This is a genomic window from Peribacillus frigoritolerans, from assembly GCF_040250305.1.
Taxonomy (GTDB): Bacteria; Bacillota; Bacilli; order Bacillales; family DSM-1321; genus Peribacillus.
In genome coordinates this window covers 3,670,152-3,689,629 of the sequence record NZ_CP158190.1, presented here as the reverse complement: position 1 = coordinate 3,689,629, position 19,478 = coordinate 3,670,152, and the positions used below count along the sequence as shown (strand labels likewise).

General features: G+C 42.2%; 20 protein-coding genes. 16 read left to right on the top strand and 4 right to left on the bottom strand.

From position 1 onward, the window contains the following. Positions 1-123: 123 nt before the first annotated feature. Genes gcvT through gcvPB form a run of 3 tightly spaced genes read left to right on the top strand, consistent with a single transcriptional unit; the run spans position 124 to position 4,044 of the window. Positions 124-1,230 carry a glycine cleavage system aminomethyltransferase GcvT gene (gene gcvT, locus ABOA58_RS18035; protein WP_350299460.1) on the top strand — a complete coding sequence of 369 codons (1,107 nt, stop codon included), beginning with the start codon at positions 124-126 and terminating at the stop codon, positions 1,228-1,230. 17 nt (positions 1,231-1,247) lie between these two features. Beyond that, positions 1,248-2,594 carry an aminomethyl-transferring glycine dehydrogenase subunit GcvPA gene (gene gcvPA / locus ABOA58_RS18030; RefSeq protein WP_350299459.1) on the top strand — a complete coding sequence of 449 codons (1,347 nt, stop codon included), beginning with the start codon at positions 1,248-1,250 and terminating at the stop codon, positions 2,592-2,594. Further along, positions 2,587-4,044: an aminomethyl-transferring glycine dehydrogenase subunit GcvPB gene (gene gcvPB, locus ABOA58_RS18025; RefSeq protein ID WP_350299458.1), complete on the top strand. Its 1,458-nt coding sequence runs from the start codon at positions 2,587-2,589 to the stop codon at positions 4,042-4,044. Before gcvPA ends, gcvPB begins: the two co-directional genes overlap by 8 nt. Before the next feature lie 139 nt (positions 4,045-4,183). On the opposite strand, the gene ABOA58_RS18020 is transcribed toward gcvPB, so the two are convergent. Next, positions 4,184-4,567 carry a rhodanese-like domain-containing protein gene (locus tag ABOA58_RS18020; protein WP_076365383.1) on the bottom strand — a complete coding sequence of 128 codons (384 nt, stop codon included), beginning with the start codon at positions 4,565-4,567 and terminating at the stop codon, positions 4,184-4,186. Positions 4,568-4,769: 202 nt separating this feature from the next. Between ABOA58_RS18020 and ABOA58_RS18015 the strand changes: the two genes are divergently transcribed. Further along, the gene (locus tag ABOA58_RS18015; RefSeq protein ID WP_350299457.1) at positions 4,770-5,606 is read left to right on the top strand and encodes a lipoate--protein ligase family protein; all 837 of its coding nucleotides are present in this window, start codon (positions 4,770-4,772) and stop codon (positions 5,604-5,606) included. 388 nt (positions 5,607-5,994) lie between these two features. Next, on the top strand, positions 5,995-8,565 hold the full coding sequence (locus tag ABOA58_RS18010) for a vitamin B12-dependent ribonucleotide reductase (protein WP_350299456.1): 2,571 nt from the start codon (positions 5,995-5,997) through the stop codon (positions 8,563-8,565). 148 nt (positions 8,566-8,713) lie between these two features. On the opposite strand, the gene ABOA58_RS18005 is transcribed toward ABOA58_RS18010, so the two are convergent. Then, a complete protein-coding gene (locus ABOA58_RS18005; RefSeq protein WP_048688331.1) occupies positions 8,714-8,899 on the bottom strand; it encodes a hypothetical protein in 186 nt (61 codons plus the stop codon). Between the two features lie 137 nt (positions 8,900-9,036). Between ABOA58_RS18005 and splB the strand changes: the two genes are divergently transcribed. Together splB and ABOA58_RS17995 are read left to right on the top strand one after the other, a co-directional pair. Further along, the gene (gene splB, locus ABOA58_RS18000) at positions 9,037-10,062 is read left to right on the top strand and encodes a spore photoproduct lyase (RefSeq protein WP_350299455.1); all 1,026 of its coding nucleotides are present in this window, start codon (positions 9,037-9,039) and stop codon (positions 10,060-10,062) included. An 84-nt stretch (positions 10,063-10,146) separates the two neighbouring features. After that, positions 10,147-11,028, top strand: a complete 882-nt coding sequence (locus ABOA58_RS17995; protein ID WP_350299454.1) for a patatin-like phospholipase family protein — start codon at positions 10,147-10,149, stop codon at positions 11,026-11,028. Positions 11,029-11,051: 23 nt separating this feature from the next. Here ABOA58_RS17995 and ABOA58_RS17990 read toward each other — a convergent pair whose 3' ends face one another. Both ABOA58_RS17990 and ABOA58_RS17985 read right to left on the bottom strand, forming a co-directional pair. Continuing rightward, complete coding sequence (locus ABOA58_RS17990) at positions 11,052-11,426, bottom strand: SA1362 family protein (protein WP_048677789.1); 375 nt, start codon at positions 11,424-11,426, stop codon at positions 11,052-11,054. A gap of 138 nt (positions 11,427-11,564) precedes the next feature. Further along, positions 11,565-12,518, bottom strand: a complete 954-nt coding sequence (locus ABOA58_RS17985; protein WP_350299453.1) for a DUF1385 domain-containing protein — start codon at positions 12,516-12,518, stop codon at positions 11,565-11,567. A 332-nt stretch (positions 12,519-12,850) separates the two neighbouring features. Here ABOA58_RS17985 and ABOA58_RS17980 point away from each other — a divergent pair, with 332 nt between their 5' ends. From ABOA58_RS17980 to spoIIIAE, 9 genes are all read left to right on the top strand, one after another. Then, positions 12,851-13,363, top strand: a complete 513-nt coding sequence (locus ABOA58_RS17980; protein ID WP_350299452.1) for a YqhR family membrane protein — start codon at positions 12,851-12,853, stop codon at positions 13,361-13,363. A gap of 93 nt (positions 13,364-13,456) precedes the next feature. Further along, entirely contained in the window at positions 13,457-13,903 is a 447-nt protein-coding gene (aroQ, locus tag ABOA58_RS17975; protein ID WP_137016305.1) for a type II 3-dehydroquinate dehydratase, read from the top strand. Further along, positions 13,904-14,965 carry a M24 family metallopeptidase gene (locus ABOA58_RS17970; RefSeq protein WP_350299451.1) on the top strand — a complete coding sequence of 354 codons (1,062 nt, stop codon included), beginning with the start codon at positions 13,904-13,906 and terminating at the stop codon, positions 14,963-14,965. A gap of 26 nt (positions 14,966-14,991) precedes the next feature. Next, the gene (efp, locus tag ABOA58_RS17965) at positions 14,992-15,549 is read left to right on the top strand and encodes an elongation factor P (protein WP_034308328.1); all 558 of its coding nucleotides are present in this window, start codon (positions 14,992-14,994) and stop codon (positions 15,547-15,549) included. Positions 15,550-16,156: 607 nt separating this feature from the next. Further along, positions 16,157-17,089 (top strand): stage III sporulation protein AA, encoded by a 933-nt coding sequence (spoIIIAA, locus tag ABOA58_RS17960; RefSeq protein ID WP_350299450.1) that lies wholly within the window; start codon positions 16,157-16,159, stop codon positions 17,087-17,089. After that, the gene (gene spoIIIAB / locus ABOA58_RS17955; protein WP_350299449.1) at positions 17,082-17,597 is read left to right on the top strand and encodes a stage III sporulation protein SpoIIIAB; all 516 of its coding nucleotides are present in this window, start codon (positions 17,082-17,084) and stop codon (positions 17,595-17,597) included. The genes spoIIIAA and spoIIIAB overlap by 8 nt, the downstream gene beginning before the upstream one ends. Positions 17,598-17,618: 21 nt before the next feature. Then, entirely contained in the window at positions 17,619-17,822 is a 204-nt protein-coding gene (gene spoIIIAC / locus ABOA58_RS17950; RefSeq protein ID WP_034308319.1) for a stage III sporulation protein AC, read from the top strand. Between the two features lie 14 nt (positions 17,823-17,836). Then, positions 17,837-18,226: a stage III sporulation protein AD gene (gene spoIIIAD, locus ABOA58_RS17945; protein ID WP_094246647.1), complete on the top strand. Its 390-nt coding sequence runs from the start codon at positions 17,837-17,839 to the stop codon at positions 18,224-18,226. 33 nt (positions 18,227-18,259) lie between these two features. Further along, complete coding sequence (spoIIIAE, locus tag ABOA58_RS17940; RefSeq protein ID WP_350299448.1) at positions 18,260-19,468, top strand: stage III sporulation protein AE; 1,209 nt, start codon at positions 18,260-18,262, stop codon at positions 19,466-19,468. Positions 19,469-19,478 lie beyond the last annotated feature (10 nt).

Below are 19,478 nucleotides of genomic sequence, written 5' to 3'. Positions count from 1 at the left end.
GCTTTCTCTGTCCTTTTTTGTGCTTTTTTCACATCATGAATCAGGAAATATCTGATGCGTAATGACAAGAAGCTTTTGATAATGAAGCCAATTAATTAAAAAAAATCTGAAGGGGGTCATTTTTTGACCAATTTAAAAAGAACACCACTATTTGAGGTTTATCGTGAATACGGAGGTAAAACGATTGATTTTGGCGGCTGGGAACTTCCTGTCCAATTTTCGGGTATAAAGGACGAACATGAAGCCGTACGAACAAAAGCGGGGTTATTCGATGTTTCCCATATGGGTGAAGTCGATGTTAAGGGTCCCGGAAGCCTTTCCTTTTTACAGAAGATGCTGACCAATGATATATCAAAGCTGCAACAGGGCGGTGCCCAATATACCGCCATGTGTTATGAAAACGGAGGCACGGTCGATGATCTTATCGTGTATAAAAGGGCTGAGGACGACTATCTGCTCGTGGTCAATGCAGCGAATACAGAAAAAGATTTCAATTGGCTGCAAGCTAATTTAACGGAAGATGTCCAAATTACGAATGTATCGAGTGACTATACACAGCTGGCACTTCAAGGACCAGCTGCAGAGAAGATATTACAAAAACTATCGGGAAATACTGCCTTAAGTGAAATAGGATTTTTCAAGTTCAAGGAAAATGTCATGATTAACGGCATCTCCACGCTGGTATCCCGTACTGGGTACACTGGTGAGGATGGCTTTGAGATATATAGTGACAGTGAAAATGGTCCTGCCCTTTGGAAGGCGATTATGGATGCCGGAAACGAAGAGGGGGTTCAGCCGATTGGTTTAGGTGCTCGTGATACCCTGCGTTTTGAAGCGAAACTGCCGCTGTATGGGCAGGAGCTTTCAGCGGACATCACCCCGATAGAAGCCGGGATTGGTTTTGCAGTAAAAGTGGATAAGGAAGTTGATTTTTTCGGGAAAGCCGTTCTTGCTGAGCAAAAGGAGAAAGGAGCTTCCCGCAAGCTTGTGGGAATTGAAATGATTGACCGTGGCATTCCACGTCATGGGTATAAGGTCTACAGCGGTGATAAAGTCATTGGCGAGGTCACGACCGGTACCCAATCACCAACGTTGAAGAAAAACGTGGGTTTGGTACTTATCGATAAGGAATTTTCGGTGCTGGATGCGGAAGTCGAAGTGGAAATCCGTTCCAAACGTTTGAAAGCCGTTATAATACAAACACCTTTTTATAAAAAACCACGTAAATAGAGGGGAATGGTCATTAGATGAAACATCGTTATTTACCCATGACAGAGCAAGATAAACAAGAAATGCTGAAAGCGATAGGGGTATCCACTGCTGAAGAACTTTTCAGTGATATCCCTGAAAGCGTTCGTTTTCAAGGAGAATACGATATCAAGCCTGCTAAATCTGAACCTGCATTAATGAAAGAATTATCAAGGCTTGCTGCCAAGAATGCGGACCTTAAAAACTATGCTTCCTTCCTTGGTGCGGGTGTCTATGACCATTACGCGCCGGTCATCGTCGATCATGTTCTATCCCGTTCTGAATTTTACACGGCTTATACACCCTATCAGCCTGAAATTTCACAGGGGGAGCTTCAGGCCATCTTTGAATATCAAACGATGATATGTGAATTGACGGGCATGGATGTGGCTAACTCCTCCATGTATGACGGCGGTACAGCGCTGGCTGAAGCAGCCATGCTTGCTTCAGGCCAGACACGACGCAAAAAGATTCTCATTTCAGGAGCCGTTCATCCTGAATCAAGAGAAGTCGTTAAGACATATGCGAAAGGGCAACGCGTGGAAGTGATCGAAATTCCTTTTAAAGACGGTGTGACGGACTTAGCTGCTTTAAGGGAATTGGCGAATGAGGACATTGCAGGAGTGATCGTGCAATATCCGAACTTTTTTGGCCGCATCGAGCCATTGAAAGAAATGGAGGAAATCATTCATGGCGTCAAGTCGATGTTTATCGTTTCCAGTAATCCGCTTGCATTGGGAGCATTGACATCCCCTGGTGCACTTGGTGCAGATATCGTAACGGGGGATGCTCAGCCATTCGGCATTCCAGCGGCATTCGGTGGACCTCATTGTGGATATTTTGCCGTTACTAATAAACTTGTTCGGAAAGTTCCGGGCCGACTCGTCGGTCAAACAGTGGATGAAAATGGTAAACGGGGATTTGTACTGACGCTTCAAGCTCGTGAACAGCACATTCGCCGTGACAAAGCCACATCCAACATTTGTTCCAATCAAGCTTTGAATGCGTTGGCAGCTTCTGTTGCAATGACCGCGCTTGGGAAAAAGGGTGTCAAAGAAATGGCCGTGCAAAATATTCAAAAAGCTCATTATGCGAAAAAAGCAATTATGGCAAAAGGGGTGGAAGTGATATTCGATGGTCCTTCGTTCAATGAATTTGTCATTAAACTGCCTGCTTCGTTTTCAGAAATCAATAAAAACCTTTTTGAAAAAGGGATGATCGGTGGCTTTGATTTAGGGACGGTTTATCCTGAGCTGAAAGACCATATGCTGGTTGCGGTAACTGAACTTAGAACAAAAGAAGAAATTGATGCACTTGCGCAGGAATTGGGGGATCAACATGAATAATCAAGATCAATCACTCATTTTTGAAATCAGTACTTCCGGTCGAATCGGGTACAGTCTGCCAGAAATGGATGTTGCAACTATTCCGCTCGAAGAAATTCTTCCTGCCGACTACATCCGTGAAGAAGAGGCAGAACTGCCTGAGGTGTCCGAACTGGATATCATGCGTCACTATACAGCACTCTCCAAACGGAATCATGGGGTGGATTCGGGTTTTTATCCGCTGGGTTCATGCACGATGAAATATAATCCGAAAATAAATGAAAACGTGGCACGCTTCAACGGCTTTGCCCATATCCATCCATATCAAGATCCGGCTACCGTTCAGGGAGCATTAGGACTCTTATTTGATTTGCAGGAACACTTAACGGAAATCACCGGGATGGACCAAGTGACATTACAGCCTGCAGCAGGTGCACATGGTGAGTGGACAGGGTTAATGATGATTCGCGCTTTTCACGAAGCGAATGGCGATACAGAACGGACGAAAGTGATTGTACCTGATTCTGCACACGGTACGAATCCTGCCTCTGCCACTGTTGCCGGACTTGAAACGATTACAGTGAAATCCGATGAAAATGGATTAGTCGACCTTGAAGATTTAAAGCGTGTTGTCGGACCTGATACGGCGGCCTTGATGCTGACGAACCCTAATACATTGGGATTGTTTGAAGAAAACATTTTGGAAATGGCACAACTTGTCCATGATGCAGGTGGGAAGCTTTATTATGACGGAGCCAATCTGAATGCAGTCCTATCAAAAGCACGCCCGGGTGACATGGGCTTTGATGTGGTTCACTTAAATCTCCATAAAACATTCACAGGCCCGCATGGCGGCGGCGGTCCGGGTTCTGGTCCTGTAGGTGTGAAGTCCGACTTGATTCCTTACTTGCCTAAACCTCTTATAGTCAAGCAAGGTGAGCAATTCGTCCTTGATTATGATCGTCCGCAATCGATTGGTAGGGTAAAACCTTATTATGGTAATTTCGGGATAAACGTGAGGGCATATACGTACATTCGTTCAATGGGGCCTGATGGCCTTAAAGCCGTCACCGAGAATGCTGTCATCAATGCCAATTATATGATGCGCAGGTTGGAACCTTATTTTGACCTGCCATATAATCGTCATTGCAAGCACGAATTCGTATTAAGCGGACGCCGGCAAAAGAAATTGGGGGTAAGGACTCTCGATATAGCTAAAAGATTGCTGGATTTCGGGTATCATCCTCCAACCATTTACTTCCCGTTGAACGTGGAAGAAGGAATGATGATAGAACCGACTGAAACCGAGTCAAAAGAAACGCTGGATGCGTTCATCGATGCGATGATCCAGATTGCCAAGGAAGCGGAAGAAACTCCTGAAATCGTCCAGGAAGCTCCGCATACAACCGTTATAAAGCGGCTTGATGAAACTCTTGCTGCAAGAAAACCCGTTCTGCGTTATCAAGCCTAGATTGATAGCTTATACGAAAAAAATCCCTGCCTGCCGGCGGGGATTTTTCATGTTTATGTAAGATTTCATTAAAGTCCAACAGTTAACTTTCTTTTCCTTGAGCTATTAAATTAAAAAGAGCCCATGCGGAGATGGGGTCTTATTTCTTTGCTTTGATTTTCCCGGTCCACATTTTGAAACCGCCCTTTAGGTGAAAAAGTTCCCTGTAGCCCTTTTTGTATAGCATGGCTGCAGCTCTGCCGCTGATGATTTCGCTTTGAGCGTACAAATATACAGGCTTGTCCGGCCTAATTTCGACCAAGCGTGTTTTCATTTGAGTCATAGGGATGTTTCTTGCGCCTAAGATATGACCATTATCGAAATCATTCGGTTCCCGCACATCGATTAGCTGCACTTTTCTGTAGTTAGCGATAAATTCGTCCTGTGTTAGTGTTTTAACGATTTTACGCTGGCGGTACCAATTAAAAAGTGAATACGCAATAACCACTCCTAAGATGATGAGCAGTGTATATAATATTTCCAAACATAAAAACTCCCTTCTACCTTAACGAATACAGACAATCTTTATTATATAATTGCTTTACCCAATAATCAAAAAGAATTTTCATCAAATTCTTCATCGACTTGATAGCACTTTCTTTTTTAGAGTGTTAAAGTCTGTTAAACTACTACATGTGAGTTTTTGTGGGGTATTGAAAAACAGTTTATCGAAACGAGGGGTAAGGATGGCTAAAGAAAAATGGGGTTTTATAGATTCGGGGTATTGTTCACCGGCTTTTAATATGGCGCTGGACGAAGCGCTGTTAAACTGGCAAAGCAAAGGGGAAATTCCGCCAATCATACGCTTTTACGGCTGGGATCCAGCGACATTGTCGATCGGTTATTTTCAAAAGGCAGAAAAGGAAATTGATATGGAAGAGGTCAAAAGGCAGGGCCTTGGTTTTGTTCGCAGACCGACAGGAGGACGAGCTGTACTGCACGAGCATGAATTGACTTATAGCGTAATCGTTCCAGAATCCTATCCAGGAATGCCAACTACCGTTACTGAAGCATATCGTGTCATTTCTGAAGGAATATTAATGGGGTTCAGGAATCTTGGATTGGATGCTTATTTTGCCGTGCCTAGAACCGATCAGGAAAAAGCGGCTTTAAAAACGCCCAGGTCTTCCGTCTGCTTTGATGCTCCAAGCTGGTATGAACTGGTCGTTGAGGGCAGGAAGGTCGCTGGCAGCGCTCAAACCAGGCAAAAAGGCGTCATCCTTCAGCACGGTTCCATTTTGCTTGAACTTGATGATGATAAGCTCTTTAGCGTATTTAAATTCTCAAATGACAGGGTTAAAGAGAGAATGCAAAAAAACCTAAAAAATAAAGCTGTGGCCATAAATGACATTGCCGGGAGAAAGATTACCATCCCTGAAGCGAAAGAAGCTTTTGAAAAAGGTTTTGCCGAAGGACTTTCGATCGATTTAGAGCCATATGTCCTCACTGAACAGCAATTGCTGGAAGTGAAGGCCATTGCAGAAAGCAAATATGAAAGCGATGAATGGAATTTCATGAGATAGAGGAAGCATAATCAGAGTGGATAATAAAAAAGTTTTTTCAGATTTGTTTGACCAAATAACACATCCCTTGCAGGGATAAGCCCTAAAAGGGATGGGGAAAAAGCAAGGTCCAAATTAATTGAAATCTGATGAAAATTTATTGTAAATCGACATTTTCCTCCCTTTTGCTAACTATATTAATTGATTTATCGTTTGACAAAATAAAAAGTTATTCAAAACAAACACAATATATAGTGGTTGAAATATTTAATGCGACACTATATGTTGATTTTTGAGTTTCGCTATGATAAATTTAGGGTACTTGTTAAGCGAAACGGACATGTAAGGTTACATAAGGATTTTTGCGGCAGCAAGAACGGATCTTGAAACATATAAAGGAGAGGGAATTATGTCGGTTGTAATAAAAGAAGCTTTAAAGGTTGATCTAGAAAGGTTGAATAAGGATATTTCTTTATTTCCCCAGGTTCACCCTGTAACTGCTGATATGAAAATGGCGCATAAGGGAGTGTCCCGTCTAGTCATGCTTGACCGCTATTCTTTTAAGGATACTGAAAAAATCACACTCTCGGCAGGCGATTTCGTCGTGTTGACGATTAAGGAAGATCCGAAATTCCCGGCAAGGGGTCTCGGCTACATCGTTGAAATTGATTGGGAAACCAAAAAAGCCAAGGTATTGGTGGATGAAGAATTCCGTGGCGTATTGGATAATCCAGAAGAAGTGGAGACGGGAATTGTAAACCGTCCGTTGGATATAATCGAAAAGCCGCTTGAAATATACTATGAACAAATTGCGAAACGTAATGCAACGGGATTAGCATCAGTGGAAACCACGGAAGAAAAGAGAACGGAATGGTTCAATAAATTCTATGAAGAATTAAAGAACCTTAATTTTGTCCCGGCAGGCCGAGTATTATACGGTGCGGGTTCCAATACGGATGTTACTTATTTCAACTGCTATGTAATGCCATTCGTACCGGATTCACGTGAAGGGATTTCAGAACATAGGAAACAAGTGATGGAAATCATGAGCCGCGGCGGCGGAGTGGGAACGAACGGGTCGACACTGCGTCCAAGAAACACTCTGGCAAAAGGGGTAAATGGAAAATCCTCCGGTTCAGTCTCATGGCTTGACGATATTGCCAAACTGACGCATCTTGTTGAACAGGGCGGTAGCAGACGGGGCGCGCAAATGATCATGCTTGCTGATTGGCATCCTGATATTGCAGAGTTCATCATTTCTAAAATGCAAAACCCAAGGATTCTACGTTACCTAGTGGAAAATACTAAAGATGAAGCCATCAAGAAATATGCGACGGATAAATTGAAATTCACGCCGCACACGGAACAGGAAACGGCTATGTATCAAGGGATCATCAACTATAAGGAGATTCCTGGCCAAGGAGGATTTAGCGAGAAAATCATTAGGGATGCAGAAGAAAAGCTCCGCACAGGGGGAACTTACAGTGTCCATAATTCTGATTTTCTGACTGGAGCCAACATCTCGATTTGCCTGACTAAGGAATTCATGGAAGCGGCGGAACAAGATGCGGAATACGAATTGCGTTTTCCTGATGTTGAAAGCTATAATGCCGAAGAAATGGCCATTTACAATGAAGAATGGCATAATGTCGGTGATGTTCGCGAATGGGAGAAAATGGGTCACAAAGTCCGTGTTTACCGTAAAATTCGAGCTAAAGAGCTTTGGAATTTAATAAACATTTGTGCAACATATTCTGCTGAACCAGGTATTTTCTTTATCGATAATGCTAATGAAATGACGAATGCCAAAGCATACGGTCAACAGGTCGTAGCGACGAACCCTTGTGGAGAACAGCCATTGGCCCCATATTCAGTATGTAACCTTGCGGCAGTCAATCTGGCTGAAATGGCTGATAAAGAAAGCAAAACGGTTAATTTCGAGAAACTTAAGCAGACTGTCGAAGTCGGTGTGCGTATGCAGGACAATGTCATTGACGCAACTCCTTATTTCTTGGATGAAAACAAAAAACAGGCACTGGGCGAGCGACGGGTTGGACTTGGTGTGATGGGTCTGCATGACCTTTTGATCTACTGTGAGACGGAATATGGCTCTGAAGAAGGAAATATCCTGGTTGACAAGGTGTTTGAAACGATTGCGACGACAGCTTACAGGGCTTCTGTGGAGCTTGCTAAAGAAAAAGGCAGTTTCCCGTTCCTGATCGGGTCAACGGACAAAGAAACCGATGAGCTTAGAACACGTTTCACACAAACCGGATTTATGGAAAAAATGCCTGAAGATATCAGGGAAAGTGTTGCTGCACATGGCATCCGCAACTCTCATTTATTGACAGTGGCTCCTACAGGAAGCACAGGAACGATGGTTGGGGTATCAACAGGTCTTGAACCATATTTCTCCTTCACGTATTTCCGCAGCGGCCGTCTTGGTAAATTCATTGAAGTTAAGGCAGACATTGTACAGGAATACTTGGACCGTCATCCAGAAGCCGATACAGAAAAGCTTCCAAAATGGTTTATTTCCGCTATGGAATTAGCTCCAGAAGCACATGCTGATGTTCAATGCATCATTCAACGCTGGATTGACAGCTCGATCAGTAAAACGGTAAATGCTCCAAAAGGATATACTGTCGAACAAGTTGAAAAAGTATATGAACGTCTATACAAAGGCGGAGCAAAAGGCGGTACTGTATATGTGGATGGCAGCCGTGACAGTCAGGTTCTTACGCTCAAAGCGGAAGAAAACCAAATGGACGAGCAGCTTGAAATGGATGAATTGACAGATGTGGAAGTAAAGAAAAAAGTCGTATTGGTCGATACGATAAATGAACTGCGTTCGACTAACGTTACGATTGGGTCGGAAGTGGGCAACACTTGCCCGGTGTGCCGTAAAGGCGAAGTCCAGGAAATGGGCGGATGCAATACTTGCACGAATTGCGGAGCACAATTAAAATGTGGGCTATAAGCTGATGTAAGGGAAGTCGTTAAGTATGCTGCAAAGCTATCTTAACGGCTTTTTTAGTGTCTAAAAAGTTGTTATTGACAGTCTGTTCAATTACATGCCAATAGAGAAGACCGAATCATCGTAAATTCGGTCTTCTTTTTGCGTTCAATCAACCATTTTCATTTTGCTGCCCTATTTCCTTTTCGGCTAGATATTGGTTGCCATCTTTCAATACCGAAAATTCATCGACCGAGTCTCCAGGTATATTCCTTGGATTTGGAAATTTATTATCTGTTTGGACGGTGATCGTTTGTTTTCCCATTCCATTTGTCAAGAAGTCTCGTTTATTAGCCATATCGCATCTCCTTCATTTTGAATTTCCAAGTAAAAACAATCATGAGGATAAAAGAATAAAGAAAAACTATCCTTATGAATTAGATTGTGTAGTTCGATTGAAAGTATGAACAAATCGAAAAAAGAATGGAGATCGAAATGAAACCATTTATGCCACAGTTAGTATATATCGAGCCCAGGGCACTGGAATACCCGCTTGGCCGGGAATTGAAAAAGAAATTCGAAGATTTGAACATTGAAATCCGTGAGACCACATCGCATAACCAAATTAGGGATCTTCCTGGGGAAAATGATCTGCAAAAATATCGTGTCGCCAAATCGACGCTTGTGGTAGGAATAAGAAAAACATTGAAATTCGATTCTTCAAAGCCATCTGCTGAATATGCCATCCCTCTTGCTACAGGGTGTATGGGGCATTGTCACTATTGCTATTTACAGACGACACTCGGATCGAAACCATATATTAGGACATATGTGAATCTTGACGAGATTTTCGAGGCAGCCGAAAAATATATAAATGAGAGAAAGCCGGAAATTACCCGTTTTGAGGCAGCCTGTACATCGGATATTGTCGGAATTGACCATTTGACACATTCTTTAAAAAGGGCCATAGAATATTTTGGAAAAAGTGAATATGGGGTTTTAAGGTTCGTAACTAAATTTCATCATGTCGACCATCTGTTGGATGCTGAACATAATGGAAAAACGAGATTTCGGTTCAGTATAAATTCGCGTTTTGTGATAAAGAATTTCGAGCCAGGCACTTCGAGCTTCGAGGAAAGGATGGAAGCGGCACGCAAAGTGGCAGGTGCCGGATATCCCCTGGGTTTTATCGTAGCTCCAATATATCGTCATGAAGCATGGAAGGAGGGCTATCACGAATTATTCGAACGATTGAGTGAGGCGTTAAAAGGGGTGGATATACCGGATTTGACTTTTGAATTAATCCAGCATCGGTTCACTGGTCCAGCAAAAAAAGTGATTCAAAAAAACTACCCGAAAACAAAATTGGAACTGGACGAAACGAAGCGTAAATATAAATGGGGCCGATATGGCATTGGTAAATATGTTTATCAAACCGAAGAAGCCGCAGAACTGGAAACGACCATTCGTGGGTATATCGCGGAATTTTTCCCGAAAGCGGAAATTCAGTATTTTACCTGATTAAGGCAATTTTCTATCTAAAACTGTCATAAATTCCTCTAATCCTGCTTAGAAATGTAAAGACCGGATTAGGGGAGGGCAGCTATGATTATTGACGGCGTTTTTTCCGGAGGCGGGATTAAAGGCTATGGTTTAGTGGGAGCCCTGCAGGAATTAGAAGAACGGGGATTTGTATTCCATCGGACAGCCGGTACAAGTGCAGGATCCATAATTGCAGCTTTCGTGGCAGCTGGGTACACCGGAAAAGAAATGGAAAAGCTATTTATTGATATAGATTTAAGCGGCCTGCTGGATAAAAGGCGTGGTCTTTTGCCTATCCCGCTTGCCAAATGGCTTCTTGTATACTGGAGACTTGGCCTTTATAAAGGCGATGCATTGGAAGGTTGGGTTGCCAGTAAACTTGCCGAAAGGAATGTAGTCACCTTTAAGGATGTTCGACCGAAATCCCTTCGTATCATAACCTCTGACATCACAAATGGGAAATTGGTGGTTCTGCCTGATGATCTACCGAACTATGGCATTGATCCGATCACTTTTCCAGTTGCAAAGGCAGTAAGAATGAGTTGTAGCATTCCTTATTTCTTTGAGCCAGTCAAACTCGATGTCGGAAAAAGCAAGTTACTTTTTGTTGATGGAGGTGTTTTAAGCAATTTTCCTATGTGGTTATTCAATTCAGATCATGTAAGGAAGGAACGGCCGGTCATAGGCTTGCGGCTGAGTGTCGATGAGATATGGAAACCGCATGAGGTGGATAATGCGGTTGAATTATTTTCCGCACTATTCAAAACGATGAAAGATTCCCATGATGCACGATATATCTCCAAGAAACACGTCCATAATATTGTATTTATCCCGATGAAGGGAATTTCTGCAATGGATTTCAATCTGAATGATGAACAAAAGGGTGAATTGATGAAACGGGGCAGACAGTGCACGAAAGAATTCCTTAAAAATTGGACTTATTGATGATGAATAAAAAAATCGGGCTCTTAAAAAGAAGCCCGATTTTTCTTTTTATTCTTTTTCCCTTCGATGACGGTTAAGTGACTATCCGTTTTCTTTCTCCATTTTATTTTCTTAGATGATTTTGCTGCAGAGAAGCTAGCCACATTATCTTTTTTCGAAGTTCGATTTTTTAGCCTTTTTTTCGATTGGCGGGCAGCCTTTCGAAATGCTTGCTGCTCTTTCTTAACTGGTTTTCCCTTTGTTAATCCGGTATAAATCATATAAATAATCCCTGCGACAATGGCTATTATGAGAATGTTTCTAAAAAAGCCAATCGGGTCATTAAATAGTCGGCTCAATAGTCCGAGGACTCCGAGGGCGATGATTCCGTATATCATGAAAGATATGAAACGTTTCAACAAAGACACCTCCTTAAGAGCATCATAAGCATTTTTAGCTTATTTTAAACATTCTTCATGTAAAATATTTGAAAAAAATGAAGGTCATTCCCTTAGTTTAGTATATGATTTTTCATAATCAAAATGTGTATAGATGTTTTACACAATTACATCCGATTCCAAACCTTTTTTGGTCTCTTTTTCCATCCTTAACAGTTCTTGGAATGAGGCTAATGCGACTTCGACTTGATCATCTGTCGGGGCTTTGGTTGTCAATAATTGAAGCCAAAGACCGGGATAGCCAAGGTAGCGCAGGATGGGAATATCCCTTACTTTGTTAGTCAACTGCAAGACTTCGAATGCTATGCCGAGCACGACGGGGATAAGCAAAACGCGATCCACGACACGGAGCCATAATGGATCGGTCGGAACCAACATATAGACGAACATGCCTACAATGACTGTAAATAAAATAAAGCTGCTGCCACAGCGATAATGAAGGCGTGAACTTGCCTGCACATTTGCTACGGTCAATTCTTTTCCGCTTTCAAAGCAATTGATCACTTTATGCTCTGCTCCGTGATACTGAAAGACCCGCTTGATCAATGGCGTCATGGATACTACGTAAATGTATACCAGCAATAATATCAATTTGAACAAGCTTTCCATTAAAACCTGGGCCATATGGCCGCTGAAGATGGGTCTTGTCAATTCAGCAAGAAAGACTGGAATCAAAGTGAAAAGCAGCTTCCCGAATAGGAAGGAAAGAACGCCGATTACGGCAACTCCAAGCCATACACTCATTTTAGAAGATTCTTTCGTTTCATTTTTCTTTTCTTCCTGCTTTTCCCCGTCTTCTTCTTCATACTGTTCAGTTGAAAAGTTCAGATGTTTCGAGCCGGTGGCACTTGACTGAACAAGTGATACGATACCCCGTAGAAACGGTACTCTTTTTAAGCTGTTGACGACAGGTTTCGATTCACGAGGCAGATGATAATATACAATCGTCGAATCTTTGCGGCGTACCGCAGTGACTGTGTGATGTTTGCCGCCGAACATGACGCCTTCCACAACAGCCTGCCCTCCGTAAACGGGTTTTTGAACCTCAGACATTTCTACACCAACCTAATAGTTATTCACGTAGCTCTCTCAAGGGTGCTAACATGTTTATTAACAAGCATCACATGGGTAAAGGCGCCCCTCCAAAATTGAATGGAAGCTTTAACCCTGCAAGTACTTTATGAATGTTGAATCACAGGAAGGTAGTATCCTGTGTACATTATAAACTTCAACAGAGGATGGGTATTTTCCTCTGAAAAAAGCAGATTATTTATGATTTAATCATACAGAATAAATCACAAAACCTCTAGTGATTCTCCTTCCTAAGAATAAAAAAAAATAGTTCTATTTAACAAAGGGCATACTACGTAGCGGAGGTGATTGATATGTCTTCTAATGAAAAAGGACAAATTCAACAGGAATATCAAAGCATGTTAATCTACAATGTACTTGCTGTCGGTTTTGTTGGGGGGGCTTTAGCCAGTTTTATCGGAATCATAGCCCATTATATTAACTTTATGGATTTTAGCCCAAAATTCATACTTACCTCGTGGTCCAATATGACCTGGATCGATCATTGGCTCGGTACGGTAATGACCATAATTTTGTTCGGAATTCTATCCGTGGGGATCGCTTTTATCTACTATAGTCTTTTTAAAAGGATGAAGGGTATTTTTCCGGGTATTATTTTGGGGGTGGTTTGCTGGGCTTTGCTGGTATTTGTCCTGAAACCGATGTTCATCGATTTGCCAACCTTTTATAAAATGTCAGCAAATACGGTTATAACAAGTGTATGCATTTTTATTATATACGGTCTTTTTGTAGGGTTTTCTATTTCATACGATCATCAGGAATATATACGTCAAAAAAACAAAGCCGAGAAGCATACGGAAAGCTGATTGCTTCTTGGTTGTAAAAAAGTAGTAAGACAATTTGGAATTATGATAGAATGTCATGGAAAGCATTCTTTTAACATGAGCAGGTGTTTGATGATGACAAAAATCTTACTAATCAATGGTCCGAATTTAAATCGCTTGGGGAAACGGGAACCTGCGCATTATGGATCCTCGACGCTTGCGGATGTCGAAGCGCAATTAATGCAGCAAGCTCAAGGGTTAGATGTGGAATTGACTTCTTTTCAAACTAACCATGAAGGAGCGATTATCGACAAGCTCCATTGGTCAGAGGATCATGGGATCGACGGGATTATCATTAATCCTGGGGCTTTTACTCATTATAGCTATGCGATTCGTGATGCAATAGCCGGAATTGATGTTCCAGTGGTGGAAGTGCATATTTCGAACATACATGCCCGTGAAAGCTTTCGGCATGAATCAGTGACCGCACCGGTAACGGCGGGACAGATTGTCGGCTTGGGGATACACGGATATGAGTTGGCGTTGCAGGCGATCACAAAGATTGCAAAGGGGAGAAATTAAATGAATAAACTAATGCGCTTAAGAGCCTCAATGGAAAAGGCGGGCATTGATGGTTTTTTGATTACCAGTACATATAATCGCCGATTTATGACCAACTTTACGGGAAGTGCAGGCGTTGTACTTATTTCCCAAAAAGAAGCTAAATTCATCACTGATTTCAGATACGTGGAACAAGCGAGCAAGCAGGCACCGGACTATGAGGTCGTTCAACACAAAGGAACCATCATCGAAGAAGTCGGCAAGCAGGCTAAAGCGATGAATATCGGCAAGCTGGGCTTTGAGCAAGAGCACCTGACTTATGCTACATATAAGGCATACGAAGCGGTCATTGATGGTCAGCTTTTGCCGGTGTCGGGGGTTATTGAGAATTTACGCTTGATAAAGACTTCATCAGAGATTAAGATATTAAAGGAAGCGGCTGCTATTGCTGATGCTGCGTTTACACATATTCTGGATTTCCTGCGTCCAGGGATCTCGGAACTGGATGTATCCAATGAACTTGAGTTCTTTATGAGGAAACAAGGGGCAACTTCTTCTTCCTTCGATATTATTGTGGCATCCGGCTTAAGGTCCGCACTTCCGCATGGAGTTGCTACGGATAAAATCATTGAAAAAGGCGATTTCGTCACATTGGATTACGGGGCATATTATAATGGGTATGTGTCTGACATCACTCGGACATTAGCGGTTGGCAAGCCAAGTGAAGAACTTATTAATATTTATGACATTGTTTTGGAAGCTCAACTGCGAGGAATGGCTGGGATCAAACCCGGTATGACTGGCAGGGAAGCGGATGCACTAACTCGAAATCTAATTGAAGAAAAGGGATATGGGCAGTATTTTGGACATTCGACTGGACATGGTATCGGTCTTGAAGTTCATGAAGGTCCAGCATTATCCGTTAGGTCTGATATCATTTTAGAACCAGGTATGGCCGTAACCGTTGAACCGGGCATTTACTTACCTGGGGTAGGCGGAGTGCGGATTGAAGATGATACAATCGTTACACTTGATGGTAACGAAGCACTTACTCATTCAACCAAAGAGTTAATCATTCTGTAAACATGTACATGTAGGAGGACAAATTTATGATTTCTGTAAACGATTTTCGCACGGGTGTTACGATTGAAGTAGATAACGGAATTTGGCAGGTTATCGAGTTCCAACACGTTAAACCTGGTAAAGGTGCAGCTTTTGTACGTTCTAAACTTCGTAACCTTCGTACGGGTTCAATCCAGGAGAAAACATTCCGTGCTGGTGAAAAAGTTGCTAAAGCACATATCGAAAACCGCAAGATGCAGTACCTTTATGCAAGTGGAGACAGCCATGTATTCATGGATAACGAAACGTATGACCAAATCGAGCTGCCTGCATCAAGCATTGAGCGTGAACTTAAGTTCCTTAAGGAAAATATGGAAGTACATATCATGACTTTCCAAGCGGAAACACTTGGGGTCGAGCTTCCTAACACAGTGGAACTAGAAGTGGCGGAGACTGAGCCGGGAATTAAAGGCGATACATCTTCAGGCGGCACGAAATCAGCCGTACTTGAGACGGGCCTTTCGGTTCAAGTCCCATTCTTCATCAACCAAGGTGACAAACTATTGATCAATACAAATGAAGGTTCTTACGTATCACGTGCATAAATGAAAGAAGACCGATGTGAAGACCTCGGTTTCAGTTTGTAGACAAAAAGGTTTCGGAATGGACTCATTCCGAAACCTTTTTGATTTTTTAGTGGATTTGACTTGATGACGCAGATGATTCCATATATTCTTGCCGAATATGGCGTGTCACCACTATCTGATGGTCTTTACTTTAGACCTTTTTATTTGTTGTTGTGTACTTTAAATCTCCATTTTACAAGTTGGCACCAGTTGGCCTAACATTTCAAGCTGATCTCGCTGAATAGAATCATGTTTAGAAAGAATCCTCATCACCTCAAGTTTTAATAATTCTATTAGGCAAAAGGGTTCTATCTAAAAGTTAAAACAAAGTTGATTGGAGCGAGTGCCCTACGTTCCAATCAACGTCCAAATTGTACAAGCCATCCTGTAGGCAAACTCGCTTTGTTCGAATTTTTTTTACAGCCTGAGACCGAGATTAATTTCTCGGCCTTTTTTTGTGTGTTTTTTAGATCCTCGAAGTCATAAAAAAATCAATAAATGGTCTGTTTCTTTAATAGCCTGTCATCATTGGAGGCTGGACGGCATATATTTTATTGAAAGTGGTGTATACAGGAGGATTGTCAAAATGGAAACGATTCTTTCTTTTTTACCGAAAAAATTATACGAGCAACTCCGGGGTATGACACCGATGATGATCGATAAGATGGAAGAGCTGCGAATTCGGGTTGGAAGGCCGCTTGAGGTCATTGTAGGAGGGGAGCCATACTTCTTTTCATATGAAGTGACCCATTCGGATGCGGATCAATTATTGAATCAAATAGGTCAATTTTCGTTATATACACTTGAGGAAGAATTAAAGCGAGGATATATAACCATAGCGGGCGGACATCGGGTGGGGCTTGCTGGCAAGGTGATTCTGGAAAATGGGTCGGTCAAGGCGATCAGGGATATTTCCTCCTTCAATATTCGGGTTGCACGTGAAAAAATAGGTGCAGCTGAACCGCTCACTTCTTACTTATATGACGGGGAATGGCAGCATACAATGTTGATTGGTGCTCCGCAAACGGGAAAAACGACCATATTACGTGATATTGCAAGACTGATATCCAGCGGTAATGAAAAACACGGCATTGCCCCTCAAAAGGTGGGGATAGTGGACGAGCGCTCGGAAATTGCCGGATGTGTCCATGGAGTACCGCAGCTCCAATTTGGAACAAGGGTTGATGTGCTCGATGGATGTCCTAAAGCGGAAGGGATGATGATGATGATCCGTTCGATGTCCCCAGATGTATTGATCGTGGATGAAATAGGCCGCGCAGCGGATACGCAGGCTGTGCTGGAAGCCGTGAACGCAGGTATTAAACTCATGATAACTACACATGGCCATACACTGGATGAAATTAAGAAGCGACCTTTTATCGCCGAAATATTAAAGCAAAACATCTTTGAACGGTTTATAGAATTACAGAGAAGTAAATCCGGCAAGAGGAGCTACAATGTCCTTGATGCTGCGGGAGTTCCCATTTTCTTGGGGGGAAGTGTGAACCCGCATGTTTAAGTTAATAGGAGCAGCGATAATTATTATTGCAACGACATGGGCAGGTTTTGAAGCTGCGAAAAAATTAAGTATGAGGCCTCGTCAACTGAGACAGCTGAAAGTCGCCATGCAATCGCTTGAAGCTGAAATCATGTTTGGTCATACACCTTTGAAAGAAGCGGCAAGGAAACTTTCTAAACAGATGGCCAAACCTTTATCCATCTTTTTCGATACATTTGCAAACCGACTCGAGTCCGGAGAGACCACCGTCAAGGAAGCATGGGATGATAGTTTGAAGAAAATATGGCAATCCCTTGCTTTAAAACAGGGAGAATTCGAGATTCTTTCACAGTTTGGGGAGACGCTTGGAAAAAGCGATAAATATCATCAGCAAAAGCAAATCATGCTAACGATGGCACACTTGGAACGGGAAGAGAGCGATGCACTCGACCGACAGGGGAAATATGAAAAGATGATGAAAAGTCTTGGTTTTTTATCAGGGTTATTATTGATCATCTTGCTGATGTAGGAATATGTGGGGGGAATGAAAATGGGCATTGATGTGGACATCATATTTAAAATAGCGGGTGTGGGGCTAGTAGTGGCATTTCTTCACACGATACTCGATCAGGTTGGGAAGAAGGAATATGCCCAGTGGGTGACACTTTTCGGATTCATCTATATTTTATTCATGGTAGCTTCTGTAGTAGAGGATTTATTTCAAAAAATTAAATCTGTATTTCTATTTCAGTAAGGGAGGGATTCGCGATTGAAATCATAAAAATCGTGGCCATTGCCCTAGTTGCCACCTTTTTGGCACTGATCGTCAAAGAGCAAAAACCAAATTTCGCCTTCCTGCTTGTCGTTTTTGTAGGATGCTCCATTTTTCTTTTTTTGGCTGACAAAATATACGAAATTATTTTAATGTTAGAAAAAATCGCGGTTAATGCGAATGTAAATACCGTGTATCTAGAGACCATCTTAAAAATAATCGGAATTGCCTATATTGCAGAATTCGCTTCTCAAATTACAAAAGATGCAGGGCAAGGTTCCCTCGCTTCCAAAATAGAATTAAGCGGAAAAATCTTGATTCTTGCCATGGCGATTCCGATTTTAACTGTCATTATCGAAACGATTTTACAGATGCTCCCAAGTTAACGGATTACTCCTACTAGTCAATGAGGTGAATGTATGAAGCAGCGGATGCCTTACTTATCCATTCTATTCGTTTTACTCTTTTTTTTGCATGCATCTATTGGACAAGCTGCCGAAAATCCTGAAAATGGTGAAATCGAACAAGAGCCGATCATGCAGTCCGAGCTGGTACAAGGCCAAATAGAAAGGCTGGGTGTTGATGAGCTCAAAGAATATTGGGATGACATCGTTACGGAATATGGAGGATTTCTACCGGAAAGCCAGAAAGGGAGCTTTATGGACTTCGTAAGCGGCGATAAGAAATTTTCCTTTGACGAATGGATAAAGGGAATGACAAAATTCATTTTTCATGAACTGCTCGTGAATGGAAAGCTGCTGGGATCACTCATTTTATTAACCGTTTTCAGCATGTTCCTTCAGTCTTTGCAGAATGCGTTCGAGCAAAGCTCCGTGAGTAAGGTTGCTTATGCAATCGTTTATATGGTGCTGATCATTTTGGCACTTAACAGTTTTCATGTGGCGATTGAATATACAAAAGATACGATAGATTTGATGATTTCCTTTTTAATGGCGCTCATCCCTTTACTCTTGGCATTGATAGCAGCTTCAGGGGGACTTGTATCAGCAGCTTTCTTTCACCCGGTATTAATGTTTTTGATGAATACAAGCGGCATTTTGATCCAGTTTGTCGTCCTTCCGTTATTATTCTTTGCAGCGATTTTAAGCATCGTCAGCACGCTGACCGAACATTATAAAGTGACACAGCTGGCACAGCTTCTCCGTAATTTTGCCATTGGTATCCTTGGGGCTTTCATGACCATATTTCTTGGTGTGATATCCGTTCAGGGGGCATCATCTGCTGTAGCTGACGGAGTGACGATCAGGACGGCCAAATTCGTGACAGGTAACTTTATACCGGTAATAGGGCGCATGTTTACCGATGCAACGGATACGGTCATAAGTGCCTCCGTACTTTTGAAGAATACAGTCGGCTTGTCTGGCGTCATCATACTCTTGCTCATTACCACGTTTCCCGCCATAAAAATCCTGATGATTTCTTTTGTCTATAAATTGGCAGCCAGTCTTTTGCAGCCGCTTGGCGGAGGACCTGTAATAAAATGCCTTGACATTATTAGTAAAAGCATGATTTATATTTTCGCTGCATTGGCCATTGTCTCACTCATGTTTTTTTTAAGTATCACGGTAATTATCGCCTCTGGAAACATTACTTTGATGGTTCGTTAGAAAGGAGGAG

What these genes read in the sequence shown, in the direction of transcription:
- gcvPA (WP_350299459.1), top strand. Translation starts at nt 1,248, where the DNA reads ATGAAACATCGTTATTTACCCATGACAGAGCAAGATAAACAAGAAATG.
- gcvPB (WP_350299458.1), top strand. Translation starts at nt 2,587, where the DNA reads ATGAATAATCAAGATCAATCACTCATTTTTGAAATCAGTACTTCCGGT.
- ABOA58_RS18015 (WP_350299457.1), top strand. Translation starts at nt 4,770, where the DNA reads ATGGCTAAAGAAAAATGGGGTTTTATAGATTCGGGGTATTGTTCACCG.
- ABOA58_RS18010 (WP_350299456.1), top strand. Translation starts at nt 5,995, where the DNA reads ATGTCGGTTGTAATAAAAGAAGCTTTAAAGGTTGATCTAGAAAGGTTG.
- ABOA58_RS18005 (WP_048688331.1), bottom strand. Translation starts at nt 8,899, where the DNA reads ATGGCTAATAAACGAGACTTCTTGACAAATGGAATGGGAAAACAAACG.
- splB (WP_350299455.1), top strand. Translation starts at nt 9,037, where the DNA reads ATGAAACCATTTATGCCACAGTTAGTATATATCGAGCCCAGGGCACTG.
- ABOA58_RS17995 (WP_350299454.1), top strand. Translation starts at nt 10,147, where the DNA reads ATGATTATTGACGGCGTTTTTTCCGGAGGCGGGATTAAAGGCTATGGT.
- ABOA58_RS17985 (WP_350299453.1), bottom strand. Translation starts at nt 12,518, where the DNA reads ATGTCTGAGGTTCAAAAACCCGTTTACGGAGGGCAGGCTGTTGTGGAA.
- ABOA58_RS17980 (WP_350299452.1), top strand. Translation starts at nt 12,851, where the DNA reads ATGTCTTCTAATGAAAAAGGACAAATTCAACAGGAATATCAAAGCATG.
- aroQ (WP_137016305.1), top strand. Translation starts at nt 13,457, where the DNA reads ATGACAAAAATCTTACTAATCAATGGTCCGAATTTAAATCGCTTGGGG.
- ABOA58_RS17970 (WP_350299451.1), top strand. Translation starts at nt 13,904, where the DNA reads ATGAATAAACTAATGCGCTTAAGAGCCTCAATGGAAAAGGCGGGCATT.
- efp (WP_034308328.1), top strand. Translation starts at nt 14,992, where the DNA reads ATGATTTCTGTAAACGATTTTCGCACGGGTGTTACGATTGAAGTAGAT.
- spoIIIAA (WP_350299450.1), top strand. Translation starts at nt 16,157, where the DNA reads ATGGAAACGATTCTTTCTTTTTTACCGAAAAAATTATACGAGCAACTC.
- spoIIIAB (WP_350299449.1), top strand. Translation starts at nt 17,082, where the DNA reads ATGTTTAAGTTAATAGGAGCAGCGATAATTATTATTGCAACGACATGG.
- spoIIIAC (WP_034308319.1), top strand. Translation starts at nt 17,619, where the DNA reads ATGGGCATTGATGTGGACATCATATTTAAAATAGCGGGTGTGGGGCTA.
- spoIIIAE (WP_350299448.1), top strand. Translation starts at nt 18,260, where the DNA reads ATGAAGCAGCGGATGCCTTACTTATCCATTCTATTCGTTTTACTCTTT.